The organism is Castellaniella sp. (assembly GCF_049671645.1).
GTDB lineage: Bacteria > Pseudomonadota > Gammaproteobacteria > Burkholderiales > Burkholderiaceae_B > Castellaniella.
On sequence record NZ_JBATVG010000023.1, the window covers coordinates 234,557 to 255,272 of the forward strand.

Sequence of the window (20,716 nt, forward strand, 5' to 3'; positions counted from 1 at the left end):
CCGGAAGGCGTGCCGCATGCCGCCTTCATCATCAGAGGACCTCTCATGATCTCGCACCACGAACTGAAAGAAATAATGAATGACGGACTGCTGTCATTTCCCATCACCGATTTTGACGCCCGGGGTGATTTCGATGCCAAGGGCTACCAGGCCCGGCTGGAATGGTTGATGCCCTACGGCGCGCGAGCGCTGTTCGCGGCCGGAGGCACCGGCGAATATTTTTCCCTGACCCTGGACGACTTTTCCCAGGTGGTGCACACCGCGGTCAAGACCTGCGAGGGACATACCCCCATCCTGGCAGGCGCAGGCGGCCCCACCCGCAACGCGATCGCCTATGCCCGGGAAGCCCAGCGCCAAGGCGCGGCCGGCCTGCTGCTGATGCCGCATTACCTGACCGAAGCGCCCCAGGACGGCATCGCCGAGCACGTCCGCGAGGTCTGCCGATCGGTCGACATCGGCGTCGTCCTGTACAACCGGGGCCAGTGCCGCCTGTCCGCCTCGGTGCTGGAACAGCTGGCGGACAGCTGCCCCAACCTGATCGGCTTCAAGGACGGGGTCGGCGACATCGAGAACATGGTGCGCATCCGCCGCCGCCTGGGCGACCGCTTCGCCTACCTGGGAGGCCTGCCCACCGCCGAGGTGTTCGCGGCAGCCTACCGCGCACTGGGCGTGCCGGTCTACTCATCCGCCGTGTTCAACTTCATCCCCGGCACGGCCATCCAGTTCTACCAGGCCGTGCGCGCCGCGGACCACGAAACCATCGGCCGCCTGCTCGATACATTCTTCCTGCCGCTATTGGAAATCCGCAACCGCAAGGCCGGCTATGCCGTGAGCATCGTCAAGGCGGGAGCACGTATCGTCGGCCATCCAGCCGGCCCGGTCCGCGCGCCATTGACCGATCTGTTGCCATCCGAAGAAGCGGAACTGCGTGCGCTCATCGAGACGCTACCGGCGTCAAGCTGAATCGCCAGGCCGCGCCGCCATGGATCAAACCCGGGATCCGCATTCATCCAGCCGCGTCGGCGCCGGGCTGCTGAGCCAACGCCCAGGCAACGTGTTCGCGCACCAGGGCGCTTTCATGGTCGGCGCGGCTGAGCAATGCGGCGCGCAATGCCTGCGCCTGAGTCGCATCGGCCTGACGCAGCGCATTGCCCAGCGCCACGGCGATGTTGCGCAACCAGCGTTCATGGTTGATACGCCGGATCGGCCCGCCCTCGGTCCGCTTGAGAAAGGTTTCCTCGTCCCAGGCGAACAGATCCACCAGTTGACGGCCGACCAGCGGCGAGCGCTCGTCGAAATCGGGTAGATCCGTGGTCTGGGCATACTTGTTCCAGGGGCAGATCGTCTGGCAGTCATCGCAGCCATAGATATGATTGCCCATCAGCGGACGCAGTTCCTCGGGGATGGGACCGTGATTTTCGATGGTGAGATAGGAAATGCAGCGGCGCGCATCGACCACGCCCGGCGCGACGATGGCGCCCGTGGGACAGACATCGATGCAGGCAGTGCAGGTGCCGCAATGCGCGCTGACCGGATCGGTGGGCTCCAGCGCGAAATCCACTAAGATCTCGCCCAGAAAGAACATCGACCCCGCATCGCGCGAGAGCACCAGGGAATGCTTGCCGCGCCACCCCTGCCCGCTGTGGATAGCCAGGTCCTTTTCCAGCACCGGCGCCGAATCCGAAAAGACCCGATAACCAAACGGGCCGACCAGCGTTTCGATGCGGTCGCATAATTTCTGCAGCCGCCCGCGCACGACCTTGTGATAGTCGCGCCCCCGCGCATACAGCGACACCACGCCCTCGCCCGGTTCGTCCAGCCGCGACAGTTCGCGCTCTTGCCAGTCGGGCGGGGTGGTGCCGCGCGGCAGATAGGGCATGCGCGCCGTGATCACGCTGATCGTGCCGGGGACCAGCTCAGCCGGCCGCGCGCGCTTGAGGCCGTGCCGTTCCATGTAATGCAGGTCGCCGTGGTAGCCCAGGGCCAGCCATTCCAGCAAACGCGGCTCGGCCGAGGACAGATCCACCCCCGAGACGCCGACCTGGGAAAACCCCAGCTCGCTCGCCCAGGCTCGTATCTGCCGAAGCCACTGATCGCCATCGGCAGTTTTCGGTAAAGATGTGCTCAAAGATGTCGCCCTATTGCTGCAAATTCAATGCGAATCGCTTGTTCGTCAGGCCATATGATATGCCTGGCCTGACGGCGCGGGCCACGGCAACTTCTTGAAGCGTCACAACCAGGCGACCGAGCGCAGCCATTCGGAGAAAGCGCGGATGGTCTGTTCGCGCGGATGATCCCTCCTGCGAACGATGTAGAAGCGATAGCCGGGCAAGCTCAGCGGAAAAGCCTTCACCAGCGTGCCGGCGGACAGTTCGGCGGCCACCAGCGCGTCACTGACGATCCCGATGCCCTGGCCCGCAATCACCGCTTCGATCGCGTGCAGTTCCTCGCGGAAGCTCAGGTGCTGCATGTCCTTGAATTCGGGCACGTCGCGCCACCGGCTCGACGCCGCCGCCAGCCACCGCTGCCAAGAAGGCGGCTCGCGATCGGCGGGCCCCCAATAGGAATGCACCAGGACATGGCTGACCAGGTCGGCCGGCCGTTTCAAGGCGCCCGCCGCCAGCAGACGCGGGCTGCACACGGGCCAGAACGTATCGCCCACCAATTCGTCGACGACGCCGCTGGTCGGCGGCTCCCGGCTGGTTGCATAACGAATGGCGACATCACCGTCACCGGCTTGCAGATCAAGCACCGCGTCGGTCCCGATCACTTCCAGCGGCACGTAGGGATGCAGTTTCCGCCATGCCGGCAGGCGTGGCACCAGCCAGCGACAGGCGAAGGCATTGGTGGCCGTCACGCGCAGGGGGAGTTGGTCGCCCGCCTGCCTGATCACCGCAATGGCGGTGGCGAAAGCCGCCAGGCCGTCGCGGACAACGGGAAACAGCTGCGCGCCCGCATCGGTCAGCGCAAGAGGACGGGGTTTGCGCCGGAACAGGGCGCTGCCGCAATAGCGTTCCAGCAGGCGGATCTGGTGGCTGATCGCGGTGGGGGACACGCACAGTTCCAGCGCCGCCTTCTGGAAACTCAGGTGGCGCGCGACGGCCTCGAAGGCACGCAGCTCGATCAGGGGCGGTAGCTGGCGCATGAGGGCAAAGTAGATGAAATCCGTTCAGCTTCGGCTGAATTCTTAGCGTTTGCTTTTGGCCCGGCATCGACGGAGACTGAAGCCGGATTCCAGGAGAAAACGCCATGCTGCCGATCGAATCGCTGGCCGACGCCGCGGCCGAACTCGCCACCACCTTCCGCGGGCAGCTTCTGCGCCCCTCGGACCCCGGCTACGAAGACGCAAGAAAAGTGCACAATGGCCTGGTCGACAAGCGGCCTGCGCTGATCGCCCGATGTGCCGGCGTGGCCGACGTGGCGGGAGCCCTTGAACTGGCCCGGAATCTTGGGCTTGAAGTGGCCATTCGCGGCGGCGGCCACAATGTCGCCGGGCGGGCGACGGTCGATGGCGGGGTGGTGCTCGATTTGTCGCTGATGAAAGGGATCCGCGTCGACCCCCAGCGCAAAACGGCCTGGGCGCAAGGCGGCGTGACCTGGGGCGAGCTCAATCGCGAGACGCAGCTGCACGGCCTGGCCGTCACGGGAGGCGTGGTTTCCAGCACGGGGATCGCCGGGCTGACGCTCGGGGGCGGGCTGGGCTGGCTGATGGGCAAATACGGTCTGGCGCTCGACAATCTGCTCGCGGTGGAACTCGTCACGGCCGACGGAAAGGTCGTGCAGGCCAGCAAACAACAAGAACCCGACCTGTTCTGGGCCTTGCGCGGAGGCGGCGGGAATTTCGGCATCGCCACGGGATTCGAATACGCGCTGCACCCGGTCGGCCCCACGGTCGTGGGCGGCCCGATCGTGCATCCGATCGAATCCGCCCGCCCCCTGCTGGAATTTTTCCGCGACCACACACGTTCTCTGCCCGACGAGCAGACGCTGTTTGCCGCGCTGATGCACGCGCCTGATGGCTCGGGCACGCCGGTCGCCGCGCTGATCACATGCCATTGCGGGCCGATCGATGCGGCCGAACGGGCCCTGCGCCCGATCAAGGCGTTTGCCTCGCCCCTGATGGATGCCATAGGACGCATGCCCTATACCCAACTCAATGGCATGCTGGATGCCGCCTTCCCCAAAGGCGCATTCAACTACTGGAAAACCAATTTCCTTTCGACTCTGAACGATGCCGCGATCGACACCATGATCGACTGTTTCGCACGCTGCCCAACGCCCATGGGCCAGTTGCTGATCGAACATTTCCACGGCGAGGTCGCCCGTATCGACCCGAGCGACACCGCCTTTCCGCATCGCCGCGAAGGCTATAACTTCCTGGTGCTGGGCCAATGGACGCAGCCGGAGGGCACCGACGCATGCATCGCCTGGACTCGCGAGACCTACGAGCGCATGCAGCCTTTCTTTGCCGCTGGCCGCTACCTCAACTATCTGGACGGCGATGAACCGGGGGATCCCGTCGCCGCGGCCTACGACAGCAACTACCCCCGGCTGCAGCGCATCAAGGCCCGATACGACCCGACGAACGTCTTTCATATGAACCTGAACATCCGGCCGCAGCCTTGAGCACCCGTTCACGATCTTCCCCCAGGAAGAGAATCGCGAGATGAGAAGCCGCACATGCTCCCGCGACATTGCGCACGATCACTTCGAGCCGATCAGGCCCATTCGCATAGCATAGACCTTTGCGAGAAGCGCAGGATCACTCTGTAGACCCTCTGAGTTTTATCTCTTCCATTTGGACGCGCGCAGATCTAAGCTGGACTCCTGCTTTGAAAATGGCAGGAGGCTCTATGTCGCTCAAGCTGCACATCATCATCTGCAGCACCCGGCCTGGCCGGGTCGGACCGGCTGTAGCCCGCTGGTTCCATGAATTCGCCCGATCGCACGGCAAGTTCGACGCCAAGCTGATTGATCTCGCCGATTTCAAACTACCCCTCTACGACGAACCGGTGCATCCGCGCATGCAGCAGTACGAGCACGAGCATACGAAACGCTGGAGCGAAAGCGTCGCCGCTGCGGATGCCTATGTGTTCGTGACCCCGGAATACAACTACAGCCCGCCGCCGTCCTTGGTGAACGCGCTGGATTACGTCTATCGGGAATGGAACTACAAGCCCTGCGGGTTCGTGAGCTATGGCGGCGTGGCCGGCGGCCTGCGCGCGGCGCAGATGGAAAGGCTCCACGTCACCACGCTGAAAATGATGCCGATGATGGAAGGCGTGGCGATTCCCGGGATTACCAGCCACATCGACGACAGCGGCGTCTTCGGGTCGGACGAGCACATCGACTCATCAGCGAAGACCTTGCTGGACGAATTGTTGCGCTGGGCCGAGGCCCTGAGGCCCATGCGGCCCTGAACAGCGCCGTGCCGCAGTCATTGGCCAATAGGCACGGAGCAGCGCACACAGTTTTCTCCGGAGACTCATGATGGAGCGCACAATCACCCGCGTCCTGCCCGCAGGGCGTTTCATTGACGACGGCGACAGCATGGGTTCCTGTGATCGCCTGAAAGGGAATAAACCGATCGCTCCAACCGTTTATGCATGACAGGGGGTGCGCGCCGTCGGCGATGGACCCTGCTGTACGCGCTGTATCCGCAACAAATCCGTTGCGACAGCGGACTTGTCCCCAAACCGAGGAGCACATTATGTTGCGTACCCTGATGTTGTTGGCGCTGGGCGCCGCCGTATCGTTGCCTGCGCTGGCCGAACCCCCGAAAATTACGAATGGCAGTATTGTCGACGAGCACGGCATGACGCTCTATGTCTTCGACAAAGACGACATGGCCGGCAAAAGCACGTGCGCCGGCGGCTGCGCCACCAACTGGCCGCCCGCGGCGGCCGATTCATACGACAAGGCAAGCGGTGACTGGACCATCATCAAGCGCGACGACGGCGCCCTCCAATGGGCCTATAAAGGTCACCCCTTGTACCGCTGGCATACGGACAAGAAGCCGGGCGACGCCATGGGCGACGGGATCAAGAACGTCTGGCATGCCGCCAAGCCATGACGAGCGGACACGAGGCCCTTGGCACGCCAAGGCCTGGCGTGAACCGCCCGACCGGCTCGGGGCCTGCGCGTGAGCTTTGAAGCCGATCTTCTGGTCTGGTTGCCGAACTTGCGGCGCTATGCGCGCGCGCTGACCGGCGACCAGGCCTGGGCCGACGACCTGGTGCAGGACACGCTGGAGCGCGCCCTGAGCCGGACGCGCCTCTGGAGGCCCGGCAGCAATCTGCGCGCCTGGTTGCTCACGGTCCTGAGAAATCTGTTTATCGACCAGTTGCGCACCCGGCGTGAATTGCCGGTGGCCGATGAAACCGCTCCATGGCGGGACCTGGCGGCGCCCGTCACGGAGATCGACGGACTGGTGCTGCGCGACGTGCAGCGGGCGCTGTACCGCCTGCCGATCGAGCAGCGCGAGGTGCTGCTGCTGGTCGGCCTGGAGGAACTGAGCTACCAGGAGGCCGCGAAAGTGCTGGGGGTGCCGATCGGCACCGTGATGTCGCGCGTGGCGCGCGGCCGCAAACACCTGCGCGCCTTGCTGTCGGAGGATACGGTCGGCCAGGGAGCGTCCTTGAAAGTGGTGAAACACGTGTCATGAAAGAATCCCTCCATTCCACGACGCCGTCCCCTGAATCCGAGGAGGAACTGCGCCTGCTGTCGGCCCTGGTCGACGACGAGCTCTCCGAGGCCGAGCGGGCGGCGGTCAGCGCGCGACTGGCCGACGATCCGGCGGCCGCCGCGGCCGTCACCCACTACCGCGCGCAAAATGCCGCCCTGAAGGCCTTGTTTCCGCTGCCGCACAGCGGACCGGCGCTGTTCGTGCGCCGCCGCGCCCCCTGGTGGCAGTGGGCCGGCATGGCAGCGGCGGGGCTGGCGCTGGGGCTGACCTTGGCGTGGGCGCCATCCCGATCCGGCATATTGACGCCGGCGTTCGCGCGCAACGCGGATATGGCCTACGCAGTCTATGCGCCGGAACAACGGCATCCCGTGGAAGTCGCGGCGGCGCAGCAGGCCCACCTGAAAGGGTGGCTCTCCAAGCGCCTGAATCGCCCGCTGTCGATCCCGTCCTTGCAGGAATACGGCTACGCCCTGGTGGGCGGCCGCCTGCTGCCCGGCGAGTCCGGGCCGGCTGCGCAGTTCATGTACCAGAATCAGGCCGGTGAACGGCTGACGCTGTATATCGTCAAATTTCCGCAAGGGCAGGCTTCGTTCCGGCTGCTGCGCGATGGGGCGCGGCGCACTTTCTACTGGGTCAACCAGGGGATGGGATACGCCTTGTCCGGCCATCTGGCCGAAACGCATCTGCGGGCAATCGCGCTGGACGTCTGCACCGTGCTGGGCGGTCGCCCCGCCGAGTGGTAGCGGCGCCTGCGTGACGGGCCTGCGATTCCTTCACACGGAAAACCGCATGGCCGAAACGTCCCTCGCGATCTCTACACCCCCGTGGCCAGTTTCGCCATGACGACGATGATGGCGATCTGCATGACGCCCTGGCTGGCCACCACGTAATAAAACCGGCTCATCATGCGCCCGATCTTCGGCCCATCGGGAGCGGGTTTCTGCAGCTCGAGACAGACCCGCACACTGGTCGGCAACAGATAGCCCAGACCCTGGATCGTCATCAGCGTCACCAGCGCCAGCGCCGCCGCGATCCAGCCGAACTGAGGCCACGGCAATTGCGTGAACCCGGCCTGAACCGCCAGGAACCAGCCTGCGGTGCTCGTCATGATGGACAAGGTCGGCATCAGGAACAGGGTGACCGGGGTCAGCCGGGTGATGATTTCCTTGCGCACGGGGACCGACACGCTGCGGATGATCGGCCCGATGACAAACCCCATGAACAGGTCGATGCCTGTCCACAACACGCCGCTCATGACGTGCACCCAGTCGAGGAACCAGAAATTCCCGGCGAGAATGGCCACCACCAATACGATCAGCGCGGCCGCGACATACCAGAGGTAGCGCCATCGAACCAGCCCCGGCCGTGCTTCCGGGGTCGTGACGAGCGATGCATCCATGGAGCCTCCGCTGTCCTAGGGCCGTCCTCGGCATTGGGGCGGTCTCCGGATTTTAAGCTCGAATATTTTGTAGTAAAACAGGTGAATTGTAATTTCCGCGCCGCCGCCTCTCGAGCCATGGCACCCATCATCCCGGAATCGACGCTGACGTGCCCCGTATGCGGCCACGTGAAGACCGAGACCATGCCCACCGATGCATGCCAATGGTTCTACGAGTGCGAACAGTGCCACACCGTGCTCAGGCCAAAGCCCGGCGATTGTTGCGTCTACTGTTCCTATGGCACGACGCCGTGCCCGCCCGTCCAGCAACACGGCAAGGGCAGTTGCTGCGACGGCGGATGAAACTTCAGCCACAAGGATGCGCTCATGACCGATAGCAGCCCGGTCAGGCCAAGCGCGTCCCCCAACGGCCGACCGGCACGCGAACGGAGCCGGGCCTGGCGAGAGAGCGATTCAGGCCTAAGCGCCGAATGCGCCGTCGATCGTATGCATCGCCCCCGTGACAAACGAGGCTTCGGGCCCGGCCAGCCAAGCGACCATTCCTGCGACCTCTTCCGGCCGGCCATGGCGCTTGATCGCCATGAATCCATGCAAAATGTCCTTCATCGGCCCATCGGCGGGGTTCGCATCCGTGTCGATAGGGCCCGGCTGCACGACGTTCACGGTGATCCCGCGCGGCCCGAAATCCCGGGCCAGCCCCCGCGCCAGCCCCTGAAGGGCGGACTTGCTCATGGCGTAGGAGGCCATCCCGGGAACCGGCATCCGGTCTCCGTTGACGGAACCGATCACAATGATCCGGCCGCCCTCGGGCATCTGCCGGGCGGCCTCGACAGCGGCATGGTACGGCGCGTGGATATTGATCCGGAAGAGCCGGTCGATCACATCCGGGTCCTGTTCCAGGGCATCGCCGAAGGCCACGATCCCGGCATTCACGACCAGCACATCCAGGGGGCCGCTCGCGCGGACCCTCTCTATCACCGCATCCCGATCCGCGCTGTCGGTCAACACCGCCGTGCTGCCGGTTTCCATGGCAAGTGTCCGGGCTGCGTCCGCCGAGCCGGCATACGTGAATGTCACGATGGCGCCCTCCGCCGAAAAACGGCGGACAATCGCGGCGCCGATGCCCCGGCTGCCGCCGAGCACTAGAATGGACTGGGATTGAAACGTTGGCATACGACACTCCTTGAATAATATTGTAGTGTGCACTATATAAATGACGGCGATTGCTGTCAACGAGTTTTTTAATGAACACTAAAAAATTATCCCGCCCGCCTGGCCGCCCCCGGAATTTCGATCCGGACCAGGCAGTCGCCATCGCCCAGCGTCTATTCCACACGCAGGGCTACGACGCCGTCAGCGTCGCGAACGTCACCGAGGCGCTGGGCATCAATCCGCCCAGCTTCTATGCCGCCTTCGACAACAAGGCGGGCCTGTACGCCCGTGTCCTGGATCGTTACGCCTGCACGGACGCGATTCCACTCAAGGACCTCTTGCGGTCGGACAGGCCGGTAGCCGATTGCCTCGCATCCGTCCTGGAGGATGCTGCCCGTCGTTATGGCGCCGACCCGGAAACCGCCGGCTGCCTGGTACTGGAAGGCACGCACGCCGAGGACCCGCAAGCCCGCGCAGCCGCCTGCCGGTTCCATGCCGCCGCCGAGGAGATGATCCGCGCCTACATTGCCGAACGCCGCCCTGAAAAGGCAGGGCGCCTGACGGACTTCGTCAGCCTCGTCATGCAGGGACTCTCCGCCAAGTCGCGCCAGGGCTATACCGTGGATCGTCTGATGGACGCGGCGCGACTCGCCAGCCAGGCGCTAGCCGATGAACTGCGATGCGGCACCGATGGATCTGCCCGATGAATCATCGGGCAGGCCCGCGCGCGGCACCTCGCAGCATGGCCGGGGCCTCGGACGCGGATGACGCTGCCAGCCCAGCCGACGCAGGCCGCCACACCGGCGGCACGGCGCAGCGGATCGCCGCCTACCACATCAGATCGTCTGGAACCTTATACGCGGCATAAGGATCGTCTTCCTCGACCACCGTGCTGGTCTTGTTCACCCGCACCACGAATGAAGGGTCGCGTTCGGCAATCTTATCGGCGATCACCTTGGGCACCAGTTCAACTGCATCGCCTAAACGGACGATCACCAGATGCCCGGCCACCAGTTGCGCCTTGACCGCTGCCGACACAAACAAGCGTTCAATCTTTGAGCCATAGGTATAGTTGTAGGGGATCTCGCCAGCGCCCCTGCCCTGGCGGCTCTGCCGCACCATCTGGACAATTTGCGCCATGATCGCCTTTTGCTGGGCCGCGGCAGTGTGCTGGGCATTGAGTTCGCGAACTCTTTCGCGGCTCTTGCGCTGGGCATCAAGCGCGGCCACGCGCCCTTCGTCAACGCTTTGCTGACCGGTCAGGCGCTCGACTTTTTTCTGCCTGCTCTTGTCGTGGCTGACCCGCTTGGCTTTTTTGGTATCGACCAGGCCCGCCTTCAAAAGCTGTTCTTGTAATGAAACCATCTCGCACTGCTCCGTATGGATAGGACCAACACATGCCCACATCGTGCGGGACCGATCAGCAATTTGACCGTATTACGCATGATTGGGCAATCTGTTCTACCATGCCACCGGAAGCCGAGCGATCCGGGGCGGCTCGCTCGCAGCGCCCACCACGGAGCGACCCATGAGAAGACTCGAACCACACATCCCGCCCCCGCCTGCCAGGGCGCATCGAACGGCCAAGAGGCCACCCGGACGACCCCGCCTGCTCGTGCTGAACAAGCCGTTTGGCGTGCTGACGCAATTCAGCGACGACCAGGGGCGCGCCACGCTGAAGGACTTCGTGGATGTGCCTGACGTCTACCCTGCCGGGCGGCTGGACCGCGACAGCGAAGGCCTGCTCCTGCTGACCAATGATGGCCGTCTGCAGGCGCGCATCGCCGACCCCCGATACAAGATGGCGAAAACCTACTGGGTGCAGGTCGAAGGCCAGCCGACCGACGATCAATTGCAGCGCCTGCGCACCGGGGTGGTTCTGAAGGACGGGCCCACCCTGCCCGCCCAGGCCCGCCGTCTGGCCGAGCCGTCACTCTGGCCGCGGGATCCTCCGGTGCGGTTTCGCAAGAGCATCCCGACCGCGTGGCTGGAAATCACCATCCACGAAGGCCGCAACCGCCAGGTCCGGCGCATGACGGCCGCCGTGGGGCTGCCGACCTTGCGTCTGGTGCGGACCGCCATCGGACCATGGGAGCTGGAAGGCCTGCAGCCCGGCGCCTGGCGCGAGGTCGAGGCGTGACGCAACACCGGCATCCGATCCAGGAGCAGGACGTCGAATTCACCGCCATCCGCGCGCAAGGCGCGGGCGGTCAGAACGTCAACAAGGTTTCAAGCGCCGTCCACCTGCGCTTCGACATCCAGACTTCGTCGCTGCCCGAACACATCCGGGAACGGCTGCTGAACCTGCGCGATCATCACATCACCGCGACCGGAGTGATCGTGATCAAGGCCCAATCCAGCCGCAGCCAGGCACACAACCGTCTGGAGGCGCTGGCGCGGCTGCAGGAGATCGTCGACCGGGCCGGCGCCACCGACGCCATCCGGCGCCCTACGCGACCCACGCAAGGCTCCAGGCGCCGCCGCCAGCAGGCAAAGACCGAACGCAGCGCCACCAAGCAACTGCGCGCCAAGATCACGGGCTACTGAGATCCGGCAAGCCTCCGCCAGATCCGTGGCAGCCGCCGATCCGGCTTCGCTGCACGGTTCATGCGTCACGACGCCAGACGATAAGACGCTTTCCGCAGCCGGCTCAGGCTGAGCATGGCAGCCGCCGCCGTCGCCGCCACCGCGACCCACAGGCTGACCTGAACCGCCTGCCGCGCCACGGCTGAAGTGCCGCCCTGCGCATACACGGCCAGCAGCACACCCACCAACGCAGTCCCCAGGCACTGGCCAAACGTGCGCATGATGGCCAACACCCCCGAGGCATAGCCGCTGTGCTCGCGCGACACGTTCGACAGCATTTCACGGTTATTGGGGCTTTGAAAGCAGCCAAAACCGACTCCGCACAGCAAACAGCGCGCGAGGATGTCCCAGATCCGCGGCTGCTCGGGCAGCAGCGCCAGCGCAACCAGGCCGGCTGCCAGCACGAACAGGCCGATGGTGGAGATCACCGCCGGCGATACCCTGTCGGCAAGCCGCCCCGCATGAGGCGCGACCAGCACGATGCCGACCGGCCAGGGCGTGAACAACAGCGCGGTCTCGAAGGCGCTATAGCCGTATACGTTCTGGAACAGAAAGGGCAAGGCCACGAAAGTGATGCCCTGCCCGACAAACGACGCCATCGAAGTCAGGGCCGCCAGAGAAAACCGGGCGGATGCGAAGATGACGGGGGGCAGCAGCGGCTGCCTGGCATGGCGCACGCGCCAGACGAATCCCGCCCCAGCCAGCACTGCGATCAGCGCATACCAGCGGCCTTCCGGCATCGCCGCCTGATTGGCCGCCATGATCAGCGCCCCGACCATCACGGCGGACAGCGCCGCGCCCGGCGAATCGAAAGGTTCACGCACCGCCGCCGGGTTCGCGGGAATGGCTCTTGCGGCCAGCGCCAGCGCCATCACACCGGGCCCCATGTTCAGGGCGAACAACCATCGCCAGCCCCAGGTATCGAGCAGCGTGCCGCCGACAATCGGGGCCATTGCGGTGCTGGCTGCGATCAGCAGCGCGTTCAACCCCAGGGCTCGACCCAGCAGGCGCGTGGGAAACGCCGATCGCAAGATCGCCGGCCCGATGCTGACCACAGCCGCCCCGCCCACGCCCTGCAAGATCCGCATGGCGATCAGCACGCGCGCATCGGGCGCCAGCGCGCACGCCGCCGATGCCAGGGTGAACACGGCCAGGCCAAACAGGAACAATGGCCGAAACCCAAGGCGGCTGGCCAGCGCGGCAAAAATGGCCAAAGTCATGGCGACGGCCAACAGGTACGCATTCGCAAACCACACGGCCACGGCCGGCGAAACCTGCAACGCGCCCGCCATGTTCGGCAACGCGATATTGATCACGGTCCCATCGAACACCACCATGACGGTGGCGGCCATCAGCGCCACCATGACGAGCGCGCGTTTGCGGCCCGGCAACCCTTCATCGCCGGGCATGTCTGTGAATAATTCCATGGAAGTCCACCTGCTTGTCGTTGATCTCGTCAAAAAATATAATCGTGACCAAGATCAGGCGGAAGACGCACCGATCGCAGTTATATATTGCACGGCACGCCATATGTCGCAGCTCCCGCAACAACCAGGCGCCCTCCACATGGCCGAACCCGATTTCAATCTGTTGATGGCGCTGGACATGCTGCTGGCCGAGGGCAGCGTGGCCGGTGCGGCGCGCCGCAGCGGCCTGAGCACCTCGGCCATGAGCCGGACGCTGAGCCGGCTGCGCCAAGTCACCGGCGACCCGTTGCTCGTGCGGGCGGGGCGTCATATGGTCCTGACCCCCCATGCGCAGGCGATCCGCGAACGGACGCGCGACGCGGTGCTCGAAACCCGGACACTGCTGTCGCCAGCCGTTTCGGAGCTGGATATATCCGCCCTGGATCGCGTATTCGCCATACGGGCCAACGAAGGGTTCATCGAGGCATTCGGCCCGAAACTGATTGCCGCCGTCGCCGACGCGGCGCCGCGCGTCTGCCTGCGCTTCACGCCCAGGATGGACAAGCATTCCCGATATCTTCGCGAGGGGCTGGTCGACCTGGAAATCGGGGTGGTCGGCGACATGGGGCCGGAAATCCGCCTCCAGTCGCTGTTTCGCGATCGCTTCGTCGGCGTAGTCCGAGCCGGCCATCCGCTGCTATCCGCCCCCGCCATCACGGCGGAACGCTACGCCTCATATGGCCACGTGGTCGCCTCGCGCCGAGGGCTGTCCCATGGTCTGGTCGACGACGCGCTGGCGCGCATAGGCCTGACCCGCAAGGTGGTCAGCGTCGTGCCCGGGTTCCCGGCGGCGCTGGCGGTCGCCATGGCATCGGACTTGATCGCGTTGCTGCCCGGTTCGTATCTGCCCGGCTCCGCCGCGCATGGGAAACGGGGTACCGCATTCCAGGCGTTCGAGCTTCCCTTTCCGAACGAGAGCATCACGATCTCGCAGATGTGGCACCCGCGCCAGGACAAGGAACCCGCGCACCGCTGGTTGAGGCAACTGGTGCGGCAGGTTTGCGGGGAATAGAACGCCGACGTCAATGACGTGGCCCGCGCACTTGCGCGCCGGGCGGTTTTCCCGGATATTGAACACAACGCGGCGCTTTGCGGGGGACGACCAAGATGACCGATCTGTTCGACAATCCGATGGGCCTCATGGGCTTCGAGTTCGTGGAATTCGCCTCGCCCGCCCCCGACGTGCTGGAGCCGCTGTTCGAAAAACTGGGTTTCACACTGGTCGCGCGTCATCGATCCAAGGACGTGCTGCTGTATCGGCAGGGCGACATCAATTTCATCATCAACCGCGAGCCCAAAAGCCCGGCCGCCTACTTCGCGGCCGAACACGGCCCCTCGGCCTGCGGGCTGGCTTTCCGCGTGAAGGATGCCCACCACGCCTATCAACGGGCGCTGGATCTGGGCGCCCAGCCGGTCGACATCCCCACCGGACCCATGGAACTGCGCCTGCCGGCCATCAAGGGCATCGGCGGCGCACCGCTGTACCTGATCGATCGTTTCGAGGACGGCGAGTCCATCTACGACATCGATTTCGCCTTTCTTCCCGGCGTGAACCGACATCCCGCGGGCCACGGCCTGCGCGTCGTCGACCATCTGACCCATAACGTGTACCGGGGGAGAATGGAATTCTGGGCGGGCTTTTACGAAAGGCTCTTCAATTTCCGGCAGATCCGCTATTTCGACATCACGGGCGAATACACCGGCCTGACGTCCAAAGCCATGACGGCGCCCGACGGCAGGATCCGCATTCCCCTGAACGAGGAATCATCCAAGGGCGCCGGCCAGATCGAAGAATTCCTGATGAAGTTCAACGGCGAAGGGATCCAGCACGTCGCGCTGCTCAGCGACGACTTGCTGGCGACGATCGACACATTGCGGGCGGCCGGCGTGCCGCTCATGAGCGCGCCGCCGGACGCCTACTACGAGATGCTCGACGAACGACTGCCCGGACACGGGCAAGCGGTTGCCGACCTGCAGGCCCGGGGCATTCTGCTGGACGGCGATACAGGCCACGGACAGCCGCGTCTGCTGCTGCAGATTTTCTCGGAGACCGTGCTGGGCCCGGTCTTCTTCGAATTCATCCAGCGCAAGGGCGACGACGGCTTTGGCGAAGGGAATTTCAAAGCGCTGTTCGAATCGATCGAACGCGACCAGATCCGGCGCGGGGCGCTCGGCAAGGATTGACTCGCCCGGGGCCAAACGGCTTGCGCTCGGGCGGCAGCGCAGGCCACCGGGCCGGACTGCCCCTGTCCAGATGCTAAGATTCAGACCTGCCCACCCTGACCCCGGTCTCCGCTTTGAATACCCGCCAACTGCTCGGTCTCGCCCTGTTGACGCTGATGTGGGGCTTGAACTGGCCTGTGATGAAGCTTGGCCTGCGCGAATGGAGCCCGCTGTGGTTTCGCGCCATCACCATGGCGGGCGGCGCCCTGGTGCTGTTGATCTATTATGGGCGGCAGGGCGTCCCCCTGCTGCCGCGCGGCGCAAGCCAATGGCGCAGCGTCGTCGTGCTGGGACTGCCCAACGTCATGGGCTGGCACGGCCTGTCCATCATCGGGGTCGATCATCTGCCGGCGGGCCGCGCAGCCATCCTGGGCTTCACCATGCCCGTATTCACGGTCCTGCTGTCGGTGCTCTTTTATGGCGAGCGCTTCACGTCTCGCCTGGCCCTGGCCGTCACGGCGGTCTTGATCGCCATCGCCCTGCTGCTGTGGAAAGAGCTCAGCGCGCTGGCGGGCAGCCCGGTCGGCATCGTCTGGATGCAGGCCGCCGCATTCTGCTGGGCGCTGGGCACAGTCTGGATGCGGCGCGCGAATCTGACGCTGGCGCCCGAAACCCTGGTGATCTGGATGCTGGGGCTGTCGTCGCTGGCGCTGGGACTGATGGCCGCAGCCCTCGAACCGGCGCCGCAATGGCACTCCAGCGCCACCCTGTGGGGCGTGCTGCTATGGTCGATGCTGCTGAATTACGGCGCAGCCCAGGTCATCTGGTTCGCCATGGCGCGCGCGCTGCCGGCCTCCACCAGCGCCATGAGCGTCACCGCCATCCCCATTGTCGGCATCCTGAGCAGTATGCTGATCGGCGAGCTGCCCAGTTGGCAAGACGGTCTGGCCGTGGTGTGCGTGGTCGTGGCCATCGGCGCCGTATTGCTGAAGCCGACCACATCGCCCTCCCGCCACGACCCGGCCTGACGGCCGCCTCCCCCGGCCCGAGGGCCGCATTATCCTTGGCTTTGATGCCACCCTGGAGCATTCCATGCCCAACCCGCCAGACCAACGCCCTGATCCGCTGACGATTCCGCCCTCCGGCGACGCGCCGGCCCAGCTTTTCGTCGTGATCCACGGCGAATCCGCCGAGCCCGGCCAGATGCTGGATCTGGTGGCGGCCATTCGCCAGGCGTTCCCGCAGGCGGTGATCGTCCAGCCGTACGGACCGTTCGGCCCGCATGACGCCCGGCGCTGGATCGCGCAAGCCACGCCGGACGCGCAGGCGTATGTCGGACTGATTGCGGACGCTGCAGCGGCCCTGGCCGGCGAAATCACCGCCTGGCAACGCCAGCACGGCCTGAGCGGCGAACAGACCGCGCTGGCCGGGTTCTCGGAAGGGGCTGCGGTGGCGCTGGAAGCCGTCTGCTCGGTGCCCCGGCTGGCGGGCCGTGCTTTGCTGTTCTCGACCCGCTTCGCCTCGCTGCCCGACACCGCGCCGCAGACTGCCACGCTGCATTTGCTGCACGGCGCGGCGGATCGCGTAGCGCCGGTGGATCAAGCCCGCCAGGTTCATGCCCGCCTGGCGGAACTGCAAGGCGACGTGACCTTGGACATCGCCTCAAGCGTCGGCCATGACCTGCACCCGGCCCTGATCCGGCAGGCCATCACCCGGCTGCAGACCTGCGTGCCCTTGCGCAGTTGGGAAAGCGCGCAAGGGGAAGCGCCCAGCCTGCGCATCGACGAATACAGCGCCGACGATCCGCAGGACGGCGAGGTCCCCGACCCGGGAACGCTGCACTAGTGTCCGGGACCGCGGGCCGATCCTCCGGCTCGTCCGGACGACCAGTTCGTCCTGTCGCTCACGACCCCGAAGGCTGCAGCATGATTACCGCCATGCCGGCCAGCGCAATGCCCGCCCCCGCAAGATCCCATCGGGTCAGGGCGATACCGTCGACCCAGCGCAGCCAGACCAGCGCAGTGGCGACATAGACCCCGCCATAGGCCGCATACGTGCGCCCTGCCGCCGTGGGGTGCAGCGTCAACAGCCAGACGAACAGGCCCAGCGACACCGCGGCTGGCGCCAGCAGCCACAAGGGTTTGTGCTGCTTGAGCACCAGCCACGGCAGATAGCAGCCGACGATTTCGGCGACCGCCGTGACCGTGAACAGAAGGGCCACCTTCACCAACTCCACCATTGCACCTCCTCCACGTCCCCTGTGCGGACTCCGCGATCAGGGGCCCAGCTTAAACCATGCAATCCAGGTTCCGGAACCGGCAATCGGAACCCGAACGGAAGCACAGACAGGGCTCGCTGAAATGTAACTCATATATTCATATATATGACTAGATGATAGAATCTGCCAAATTCTGTGGAAACCCTATGACTCTCATCATCATTGGCGCCATCCTGCTGTCGATCGCAGCGGGCTACAAAACCAAGATCAACATCGGCTTTTTTGCCATCGTGTTCGCCTACCTGATCGGCGCATACGGCATGGGCATGTCCTCGTCCCAGGTCATCCATCTCTGGCCGATCAAGATCTTCTTCATCATCCTGTCCGTGACGCTGTTCTACAACTTCGCCATGGCCAATGGCGCCCTGGAAAAACTGGCGGGCCATCTGCTGTATACCTGCCGGGATTTTCCGGCTCTGCTGCCCCTGGCGATCTTCGCCGCCGCCACCATCATCGCGGCCCTGGGCGCCGGGTTCTATACCGTGCTGGCATTCATGGCGCCGATGACCCTGCTGCTGTGCCAGAAGACCGGCATGAGCAAGGTCATCGGCGGGATGGCCGTCAACTACGGCGCCCTGGCCGGCGCCAATTTCATGACCTCGCAAAGCGGCGTGATCTTCCGGGGCCTGATGGAAGGCGCCGGCATCGACCCGTCCGCGGCCTTCACCTACGCCACGGCCATGTTCGTCACCACCCTGATCCTGCCGCTGGTCGTCGTCGGGGCTTACGTCCTGCTGTTCCGCCACAAACTGAACATCCGCATCGCCCCCGAGAAACCCGCGCCCTTCGACACCAAGCAAAAGCAGTCCCTGCTGCTGATCATCGGCCTCATGGCGATCCTGCTGATCGTCCCCGTCCTGCATATCGCCTTTCCCGACAACCACGGCATCACCTACCTGAACGCGCGCATCGACATTGCCTTCATGGCGATCATCTTTTCCGTGATCAGCCTGCTGCTGCGCCTGGCGGACGAGAAAAAGGTCGTCGCCTTCGTGCCCTGGGGCACGCTCATCATGATCTGCGGCGTGGGCATGCTCATCGAAGTCGCCATCAAGGCCGGCGTCATCACCGTGCTGTCCGATTGGGTCTCCACCACCATCCCGCTGTGGATGATTCCCCTGGCCATGTGCGTGATCGGCGCAATCATGTCGCTGTTTTCCAGCACGCTGGGCGTGGTCACGCCGGCCCTGTTCCCTGTGGTGCCCGCCATTGCGCTGGCCACCGGCTACAACCCCATGATCCTGTTCGTCTGCATCGTCGTCGGCGCCCAGGCCTCCGCGATTTCGCCTTTTTCCTCGGGCGGCAGCCTGATCCTGGGATCGGCGCCCCACGGCATGAACCAGGGCCGGTTGTTCAACGACCTGCTGTTTCGCGCGGTGCCTCTGGGATTCGGCGCAGCCCTGATCGCAACGCTCATACTCCAAGGAATCCTGTAAATGAAGGCCGTCGACTCTCACGCCCATGTCTTTCGGGCCGACAGCGCGCTGACGGCCGATGCGCGCTACCGCCCCGCCGGCGACGCAACGCCCGAAACCTACCTGGCCCATCTGGACCGGCACGGATTCGCCTACGGCGTGCTGATCCAGCCCAGTTTCCTGGGCTACGACAACAGCCAGATGCTGGCAGCCATTGCCGCCCAGCCGCAGCGGCTCAAAGGCATCGCCGTCATCCCCACCGACACCGCCCTGCCCGCCTTGCAGACCCTGGACCGCCAAGGCATCGCCGGCATTCGCCTGAATCTCTTCGGGCGCGCCACCCCGGATCTGGGCGCCCCCGAATGGCGCGGCCTCCTGTCGCGCATCGACTCGCTGGGCTGGCAGGTCGAACTGCACTGCCCGCCCGCCGTCGCCTGCGAATTGCTGCCCCGGTTGCGCGACTACCGAGGCCCCGTCGTGCTGGACCACTTCGGCCGCGTGGACCCTCGAAAAGGCGTCCAGGACCCGGACTACCAGCGCCTGCTGGACCAACTGGACCCGGAACGCCACTGGGTCAAGGTGTCCGGCTTCTACCGCCTGGGGGACAATGATCAGGGTCGGTCCCACGCCCGGGATGCGCTGGCGCTGCTGCTGGCACGGGGCATGCGGGACCGGCTGGTCTGGGGCAGCGATTGGCCGCACACGCAGTTTCATCAAGCCATGGACTACCCGGCATCCCTGGCCTTCATGGACACGCTCGCGCCGGATCCGGTCTTGCGATCCCGGATTCTGGCGGACAATGCGTGCCGTCTATTTGGATTCACATCATGACCCCCACTCCCATCCCGACCCAGGTGCTGGAAGACCTGGCCGTTCCCCGCTATGAACGGATCCGCATCGCCATCCAGAACAGGCTGGCTCAGCAGGCCTGGGAAGCCGACCAGCCCATCCCCACCGAGCAGACCCTGGCGCGGGAATACGGCGTCTCGGTCGGCACGATCCGCAAGGCGGTGGAACGGCTGGTGGCCGACGGTTTATTGGTCAAAAGACAAGGCAGCGGCACTTTCATCAAGCGCCCGGACTTCAGCCATTCGCTCCTGCGCTTTTTCCGCCTGCGGGACGTCCAGGGCAAGCCGGTGCTGCCGGCCGGGGTGGTCAAACTGGTCACCCGGACAGCCCCCGACGCCGCCATCAATGAAAGACTGCGGCAGGCGGCGGATGCGCCCTTGATCCATCTGCAACGGATCCGCCTGGTCGAGGACACGGTCATCCTGAGCGAACGGATCTGGCTGCCTGAGGCCTTGTTCTCGCCCCTTGCCGCCCTGCCGCTCGCGGATTTCGGCAATCTGCTTTACCCGTTCTATGAGAAAACCTGCGGCCAGGTGGTTTTCTCGGTCGAGGAAACCCTGTCCGTCACCAGCGACTGCACCGATGCCTACCTGGGCGTGCAGCCCCCGGAACCGGCCGTCTGCATCCAGCGCGTCGCGCACAACATGGCCGGGCAGCCCATCGAGTACCGGGAATCCTACGGCCTGCCGCAACACTTCCGCTATCAGGTCAAGATCCACTGAT

At 65.0% G+C, this 20,716-nt stretch carries 24 protein-coding genes; 17 read left to right on the forward strand and 7 right to left on the reverse strand.

Features of this window, described 5'->3' with window-relative positions; translation table 11 throughout:
* Positions 1 to 45: 45 nt before the first annotated feature.
* Entirely contained in the window at positions 46 to 963 is a 918-nt protein-coding gene (kdgD, locus tag WBG56_RS12125) for a 5-dehydro-4-deoxyglucarate dehydratase (RefSeq protein WP_424268634.1), read from the forward strand.
* Positions 964 to 1,006: 43 nt separating this feature from the next.
* On the opposite strand, the gene queG is transcribed toward kdgD, so the two are convergent.
* A complete protein-coding gene (gene queG / locus WBG56_RS12130) occupies positions 1,007 to 2,077 on the reverse strand; it encodes a tRNA epoxyqueuosine(34) reductase QueG (RefSeq protein ID WP_424268800.1) in 1,071 nt (356 codons plus the stop codon).
* Positions 2,078 to 2,230: 153 nt separating this feature from the next.
* On the reverse strand, positions 2,231 to 3,145 hold the full coding sequence (locus WBG56_RS12135; protein ID WP_424268636.1) for a LysR substrate-binding domain-containing protein: 915 nt from the start codon (positions 3,143 to 3,145) through the stop codon (positions 2,231 to 2,233).
* A gap of 104 nt (positions 3,146 to 3,249) precedes the next feature.
* On the opposite strand from WBG56_RS12135, the gene WBG56_RS12140 reads away from it, so the two are divergent.
* The 5 genes from WBG56_RS12140 (at position 3,250) to WBG56_RS12160 (ending at position 7,428) form a co-directional block, all read left to right on the forward strand.
* On the forward strand, positions 3,250 to 4,626 hold the full coding sequence (locus tag WBG56_RS12140; protein WP_424268638.1) for an FAD-binding oxidoreductase: 1,377 nt from the start codon (positions 3,250 to 3,252) through the stop codon (positions 4,624 to 4,626).
* 227 nt (positions 4,627 to 4,853) lie between these two features.
* Positions 4,854 to 5,420: an NADPH-dependent FMN reductase gene (locus WBG56_RS12145; protein ID WP_424268640.1), complete on the forward strand. Its 567-nt coding sequence runs from the start codon at positions 4,854 to 4,856 to the stop codon at positions 5,418 to 5,420.
* A gap of 290 nt (positions 5,421 to 5,710) precedes the next feature.
* A complete protein-coding gene (locus tag WBG56_RS12150) occupies positions 5,711 to 6,073 on the forward strand; it encodes a hypothetical protein (RefSeq protein WP_424268642.1) in 363 nt (120 codons plus the stop codon).
* A gap of 69 nt (positions 6,074 to 6,142) precedes the next feature.
* On the forward strand, positions 6,143 to 6,664 hold the full coding sequence (locus WBG56_RS12155; protein ID WP_424268644.1) for a sigma-70 family RNA polymerase sigma factor: 522 nt from the start codon (positions 6,143 to 6,145) through the stop codon (positions 6,662 to 6,664).
* On the forward strand, positions 6,661 to 7,428 hold the full coding sequence (locus WBG56_RS12160; RefSeq protein ID WP_424268646.1) for an anti-sigma factor family protein: 768 nt from the start codon (positions 6,661 to 6,663) through the stop codon (positions 7,426 to 7,428). Before WBG56_RS12155 ends, WBG56_RS12160 begins: the two co-directional genes overlap by 4 nt.
* 71 nt (positions 7,429 to 7,499) lie before the next feature.
* Here the strand turns inward: WBG56_RS12160 and WBG56_RS12165 are convergent, their stop codons facing one another.
* Positions 7,500 to 8,084, reverse strand: a complete 585-nt coding sequence (locus WBG56_RS12165) for a hypothetical protein (protein WP_424268648.1) — start codon at positions 8,082 to 8,084, stop codon at positions 7,500 to 7,502.
* Positions 8,085 to 8,201: 117 nt separating this feature from the next.
* On the opposite strand from WBG56_RS12165, the gene WBG56_RS12170 reads away from it, so the two are divergent.
* Positions 8,202 to 8,426 (forward strand): GDCCVxC domain-containing (seleno)protein, encoded by a 225-nt coding sequence (locus tag WBG56_RS12170; RefSeq protein WP_424268802.1) that lies wholly within the window; start codon positions 8,202 to 8,204, stop codon positions 8,424 to 8,426.
* Positions 8,427 to 8,543: 117 nt separating this feature from the next.
* Here WBG56_RS12170 and bdcA read toward each other — a convergent pair whose 3' ends face one another.
* Positions 8,544 to 9,257, reverse strand: a complete 714-nt coding sequence (bdcA, locus tag WBG56_RS12175) for an SDR family oxidoreductase (protein ID WP_424268650.1) — start codon at positions 9,255 to 9,257, stop codon at positions 8,544 to 8,546.
* A gap of 71 nt (positions 9,258 to 9,328) precedes the next feature.
* Here bdcA and WBG56_RS12180 point away from each other — a divergent pair, with 71 nt between their 5' ends.
* Positions 9,329 to 9,943, forward strand: a complete 615-nt coding sequence (locus WBG56_RS12180; protein WP_424268652.1) for a TetR/AcrR family transcriptional regulator — start codon at positions 9,329 to 9,331, stop codon at positions 9,941 to 9,943.
* 121 nt (positions 9,944 to 10,064) lie between these two features.
* Here WBG56_RS12180 and WBG56_RS12185 read toward each other — a convergent pair whose 3' ends face one another.
* Entirely contained in the window at positions 10,065 to 10,601 is a 537-nt protein-coding gene (locus WBG56_RS12185) for a DUF2058 domain-containing protein (RefSeq protein ID WP_424268654.1), read from the reverse strand.
* A 163-nt stretch (positions 10,602 to 10,764) separates the two neighbouring features.
* Here WBG56_RS12185 and WBG56_RS12190 point away from each other — a divergent pair, with 163 nt between their 5' ends.
* Complete coding sequence (locus WBG56_RS12190; RefSeq protein WP_424268656.1) at positions 10,765 to 11,376, forward strand: pseudouridine synthase; 612 nt, start codon at positions 10,765 to 10,767, stop codon at positions 11,374 to 11,376.
* A complete protein-coding gene (gene arfB / locus WBG56_RS12195; RefSeq protein ID WP_424268658.1) occupies positions 11,373 to 11,783 on the forward strand; it encodes an alternative ribosome rescue aminoacyl-tRNA hydrolase ArfB in 411 nt (136 codons plus the stop codon). The genes WBG56_RS12190 and arfB overlap by 4 nt, the downstream gene beginning before the upstream one ends.
* Before the next feature lie 65 nt (positions 11,784 to 11,848).
* On the opposite strand, the gene WBG56_RS12200 is transcribed toward arfB, so the two are convergent.
* Positions 11,849 to 13,249 (reverse strand): MFS transporter, encoded by a 1,401-nt coding sequence (locus tag WBG56_RS12200; protein ID WP_424268660.1) that lies wholly within the window; start codon positions 13,247 to 13,249, stop codon positions 11,849 to 11,851.
* A 139-nt stretch (positions 13,250 to 13,388) separates the two neighbouring features.
* Here WBG56_RS12200 and WBG56_RS12205 point away from each other — a divergent pair, with 139 nt between their 5' ends.
* The 4 genes from WBG56_RS12205 (at position 13,389) to ypfH (ending at position 17,296) form a co-directional block, all read left to right on the forward strand.
* A complete protein-coding gene (locus tag WBG56_RS12205; RefSeq protein WP_424268662.1) occupies positions 13,389 to 14,300 on the forward strand; it encodes a LysR family transcriptional regulator in 912 nt (303 codons plus the stop codon).
* 95 nt (positions 14,301 to 14,395) lie between these two features.
* Complete coding sequence (hppD, locus tag WBG56_RS12210; RefSeq protein WP_424268664.1) at positions 14,396 to 15,472, forward strand: 4-hydroxyphenylpyruvate dioxygenase; 1,077 nt, start codon at positions 14,396 to 14,398, stop codon at positions 15,470 to 15,472.
* Positions 15,473 to 15,585: 113 nt separating this feature from the next.
* The gene (locus WBG56_RS12215; protein ID WP_424268666.1) at positions 15,586 to 16,479 is read left to right on the forward strand and encodes a DMT family transporter; all 894 of its coding nucleotides are present in this window, start codon (positions 15,586 to 15,588) and stop codon (positions 16,477 to 16,479) included.
* 64 nt (positions 16,480 to 16,543) lie between these two features.
* The gene (ypfH, locus tag WBG56_RS12220) at positions 16,544 to 17,296 is read left to right on the forward strand and encodes an esterase (protein WP_424268668.1); all 753 of its coding nucleotides are present in this window, start codon (positions 16,544 to 16,546) and stop codon (positions 17,294 to 17,296) included.
* A gap of 58 nt (positions 17,297 to 17,354) precedes the next feature.
* Here ypfH and WBG56_RS12225 read toward each other — a convergent pair whose 3' ends face one another.
* Positions 17,355 to 17,687: a YnfA family protein gene (locus tag WBG56_RS12225; RefSeq protein WP_424268804.1), complete on the reverse strand. Its 333-nt coding sequence runs from the start codon at positions 17,685 to 17,687 to the stop codon at positions 17,355 to 17,357.
* A 188-nt stretch (positions 17,688 to 17,875) separates the two neighbouring features.
* Here WBG56_RS12225 and WBG56_RS12230 point away from each other — a divergent pair, with 188 nt between their 5' ends.
* From WBG56_RS12230 to WBG56_RS12240, 3 genes are read left to right on the forward strand one after another with little or no spacing between them, the layout of a single operon-like run.
* A complete protein-coding gene (locus WBG56_RS12230; RefSeq protein ID WP_424268670.1) occupies positions 17,876 to 19,165 on the forward strand; it encodes an SLC13 family permease in 1,290 nt (429 codons plus the stop codon).
* A complete protein-coding gene (locus WBG56_RS12235; protein WP_424268672.1) occupies positions 19,166 to 19,975 on the forward strand; it encodes an amidohydrolase family protein in 810 nt (269 codons plus the stop codon).
* Positions 19,972 to 20,715 carry a GntR family transcriptional regulator gene (locus WBG56_RS12240; protein WP_424268674.1) on the forward strand — a complete coding sequence of 248 codons (744 nt, stop codon included), beginning with the start codon at positions 19,972 to 19,974 and terminating at the stop codon, positions 20,713 to 20,715. Before WBG56_RS12235 ends, WBG56_RS12240 begins: the two co-directional genes overlap by 4 nt.
* Position 20,716 lies beyond the last annotated feature (1 nt).

What these genes read in the sequence shown, in the direction of transcription:
- kdgD (WP_424268634.1), top strand. Translation starts at nt 46, where the DNA reads ATGATCTCGCACCACGAACTGAAAGAAATAATGAATGACGGACTGCTG.
- WBG56_RS12135 (WP_424268636.1), bottom strand. Translation starts at nt 3,145, where the DNA reads ATGCGCCAGCTACCGCCCCTGATCGAGCTGCGTGCCTTCGAGGCCGTC.
- WBG56_RS12140 (WP_424268638.1), top strand. Translation starts at nt 3,250, where the DNA reads ATGCTGCCGATCGAATCGCTGGCCGACGCCGCGGCCGAACTCGCCACC.
- WBG56_RS12145 (WP_424268640.1), top strand. Translation starts at nt 4,854, where the DNA reads ATGTCGCTCAAGCTGCACATCATCATCTGCAGCACCCGGCCTGGCCGG.
- WBG56_RS12150 (WP_424268642.1), top strand. Translation starts at nt 5,711, where the DNA reads ATGTTGCGTACCCTGATGTTGTTGGCGCTGGGCGCCGCCGTATCGTTG.
- WBG56_RS12160 (WP_424268646.1), top strand. Translation starts at nt 6,661, where the DNA reads ATGAAAGAATCCCTCCATTCCACGACGCCGTCCCCTGAATCCGAGGAG.
- WBG56_RS12165 (WP_424268648.1), bottom strand. Translation starts at nt 8,084, where the DNA reads ATGGATGCATCGCTCGTCACGACCCCGGAAGCACGGCCGGGGCTGGTT.
- WBG56_RS12170 (WP_424268802.1), top strand. Translation starts at nt 8,202, where the DNA reads ATGGCACCCATCATCCCGGAATCGACGCTGACGTGCCCCGTATGCGGC.
- bdcA (WP_424268650.1), bottom strand. Translation starts at nt 9,257, where the DNA reads ATGCCAACGTTTCAATCCCAGTCCATTCTAGTGCTCGGCGGCAGCCGG.
- WBG56_RS12180 (WP_424268652.1), top strand. Translation starts at nt 9,329, where the DNA reads ATGAACACTAAAAAATTATCCCGCCCGCCTGGCCGCCCCCGGAATTTC.
- WBG56_RS12185 (WP_424268654.1), bottom strand. Translation starts at nt 10,601, where the DNA reads ATGGTTTCATTACAAGAACAGCTTTTGAAGGCGGGCCTGGTCGATACC.
- WBG56_RS12190 (WP_424268656.1), top strand. Translation starts at nt 10,765, where the DNA reads ATGAGAAGACTCGAACCACACATCCCGCCCCCGCCTGCCAGGGCGCAT.
- WBG56_RS12200 (WP_424268660.1), bottom strand. Translation starts at nt 13,249, where the DNA reads ATGGAATTATTCACAGACATGCCCGGCGATGAAGGGTTGCCGGGCCGC.
- WBG56_RS12205 (WP_424268662.1), top strand. Translation starts at nt 13,389, where the DNA reads ATGGCCGAACCCGATTTCAATCTGTTGATGGCGCTGGACATGCTGCTG.
- hppD (WP_424268664.1), top strand. Translation starts at nt 14,396, where the DNA reads ATGACCGATCTGTTCGACAATCCGATGGGCCTCATGGGCTTCGAGTTC.
- ypfH (WP_424268668.1), top strand. Translation starts at nt 16,544, where the DNA reads ATGCCCAACCCGCCAGACCAACGCCCTGATCCGCTGACGATTCCGCCC.
- WBG56_RS12230 (WP_424268670.1), top strand. Translation starts at nt 17,876, where the DNA reads ATGACTCTCATCATCATTGGCGCCATCCTGCTGTCGATCGCAGCGGGC.
- WBG56_RS12235 (WP_424268672.1), top strand. Translation starts at nt 19,166, where the DNA reads ATGAAGGCCGTCGACTCTCACGCCCATGTCTTTCGGGCCGACAGCGCG.
- WBG56_RS12240 (WP_424268674.1), top strand. Translation starts at nt 19,972, where the DNA reads ATGACCCCCACTCCCATCCCGACCCAGGTGCTGGAAGACCTGGCCGTT.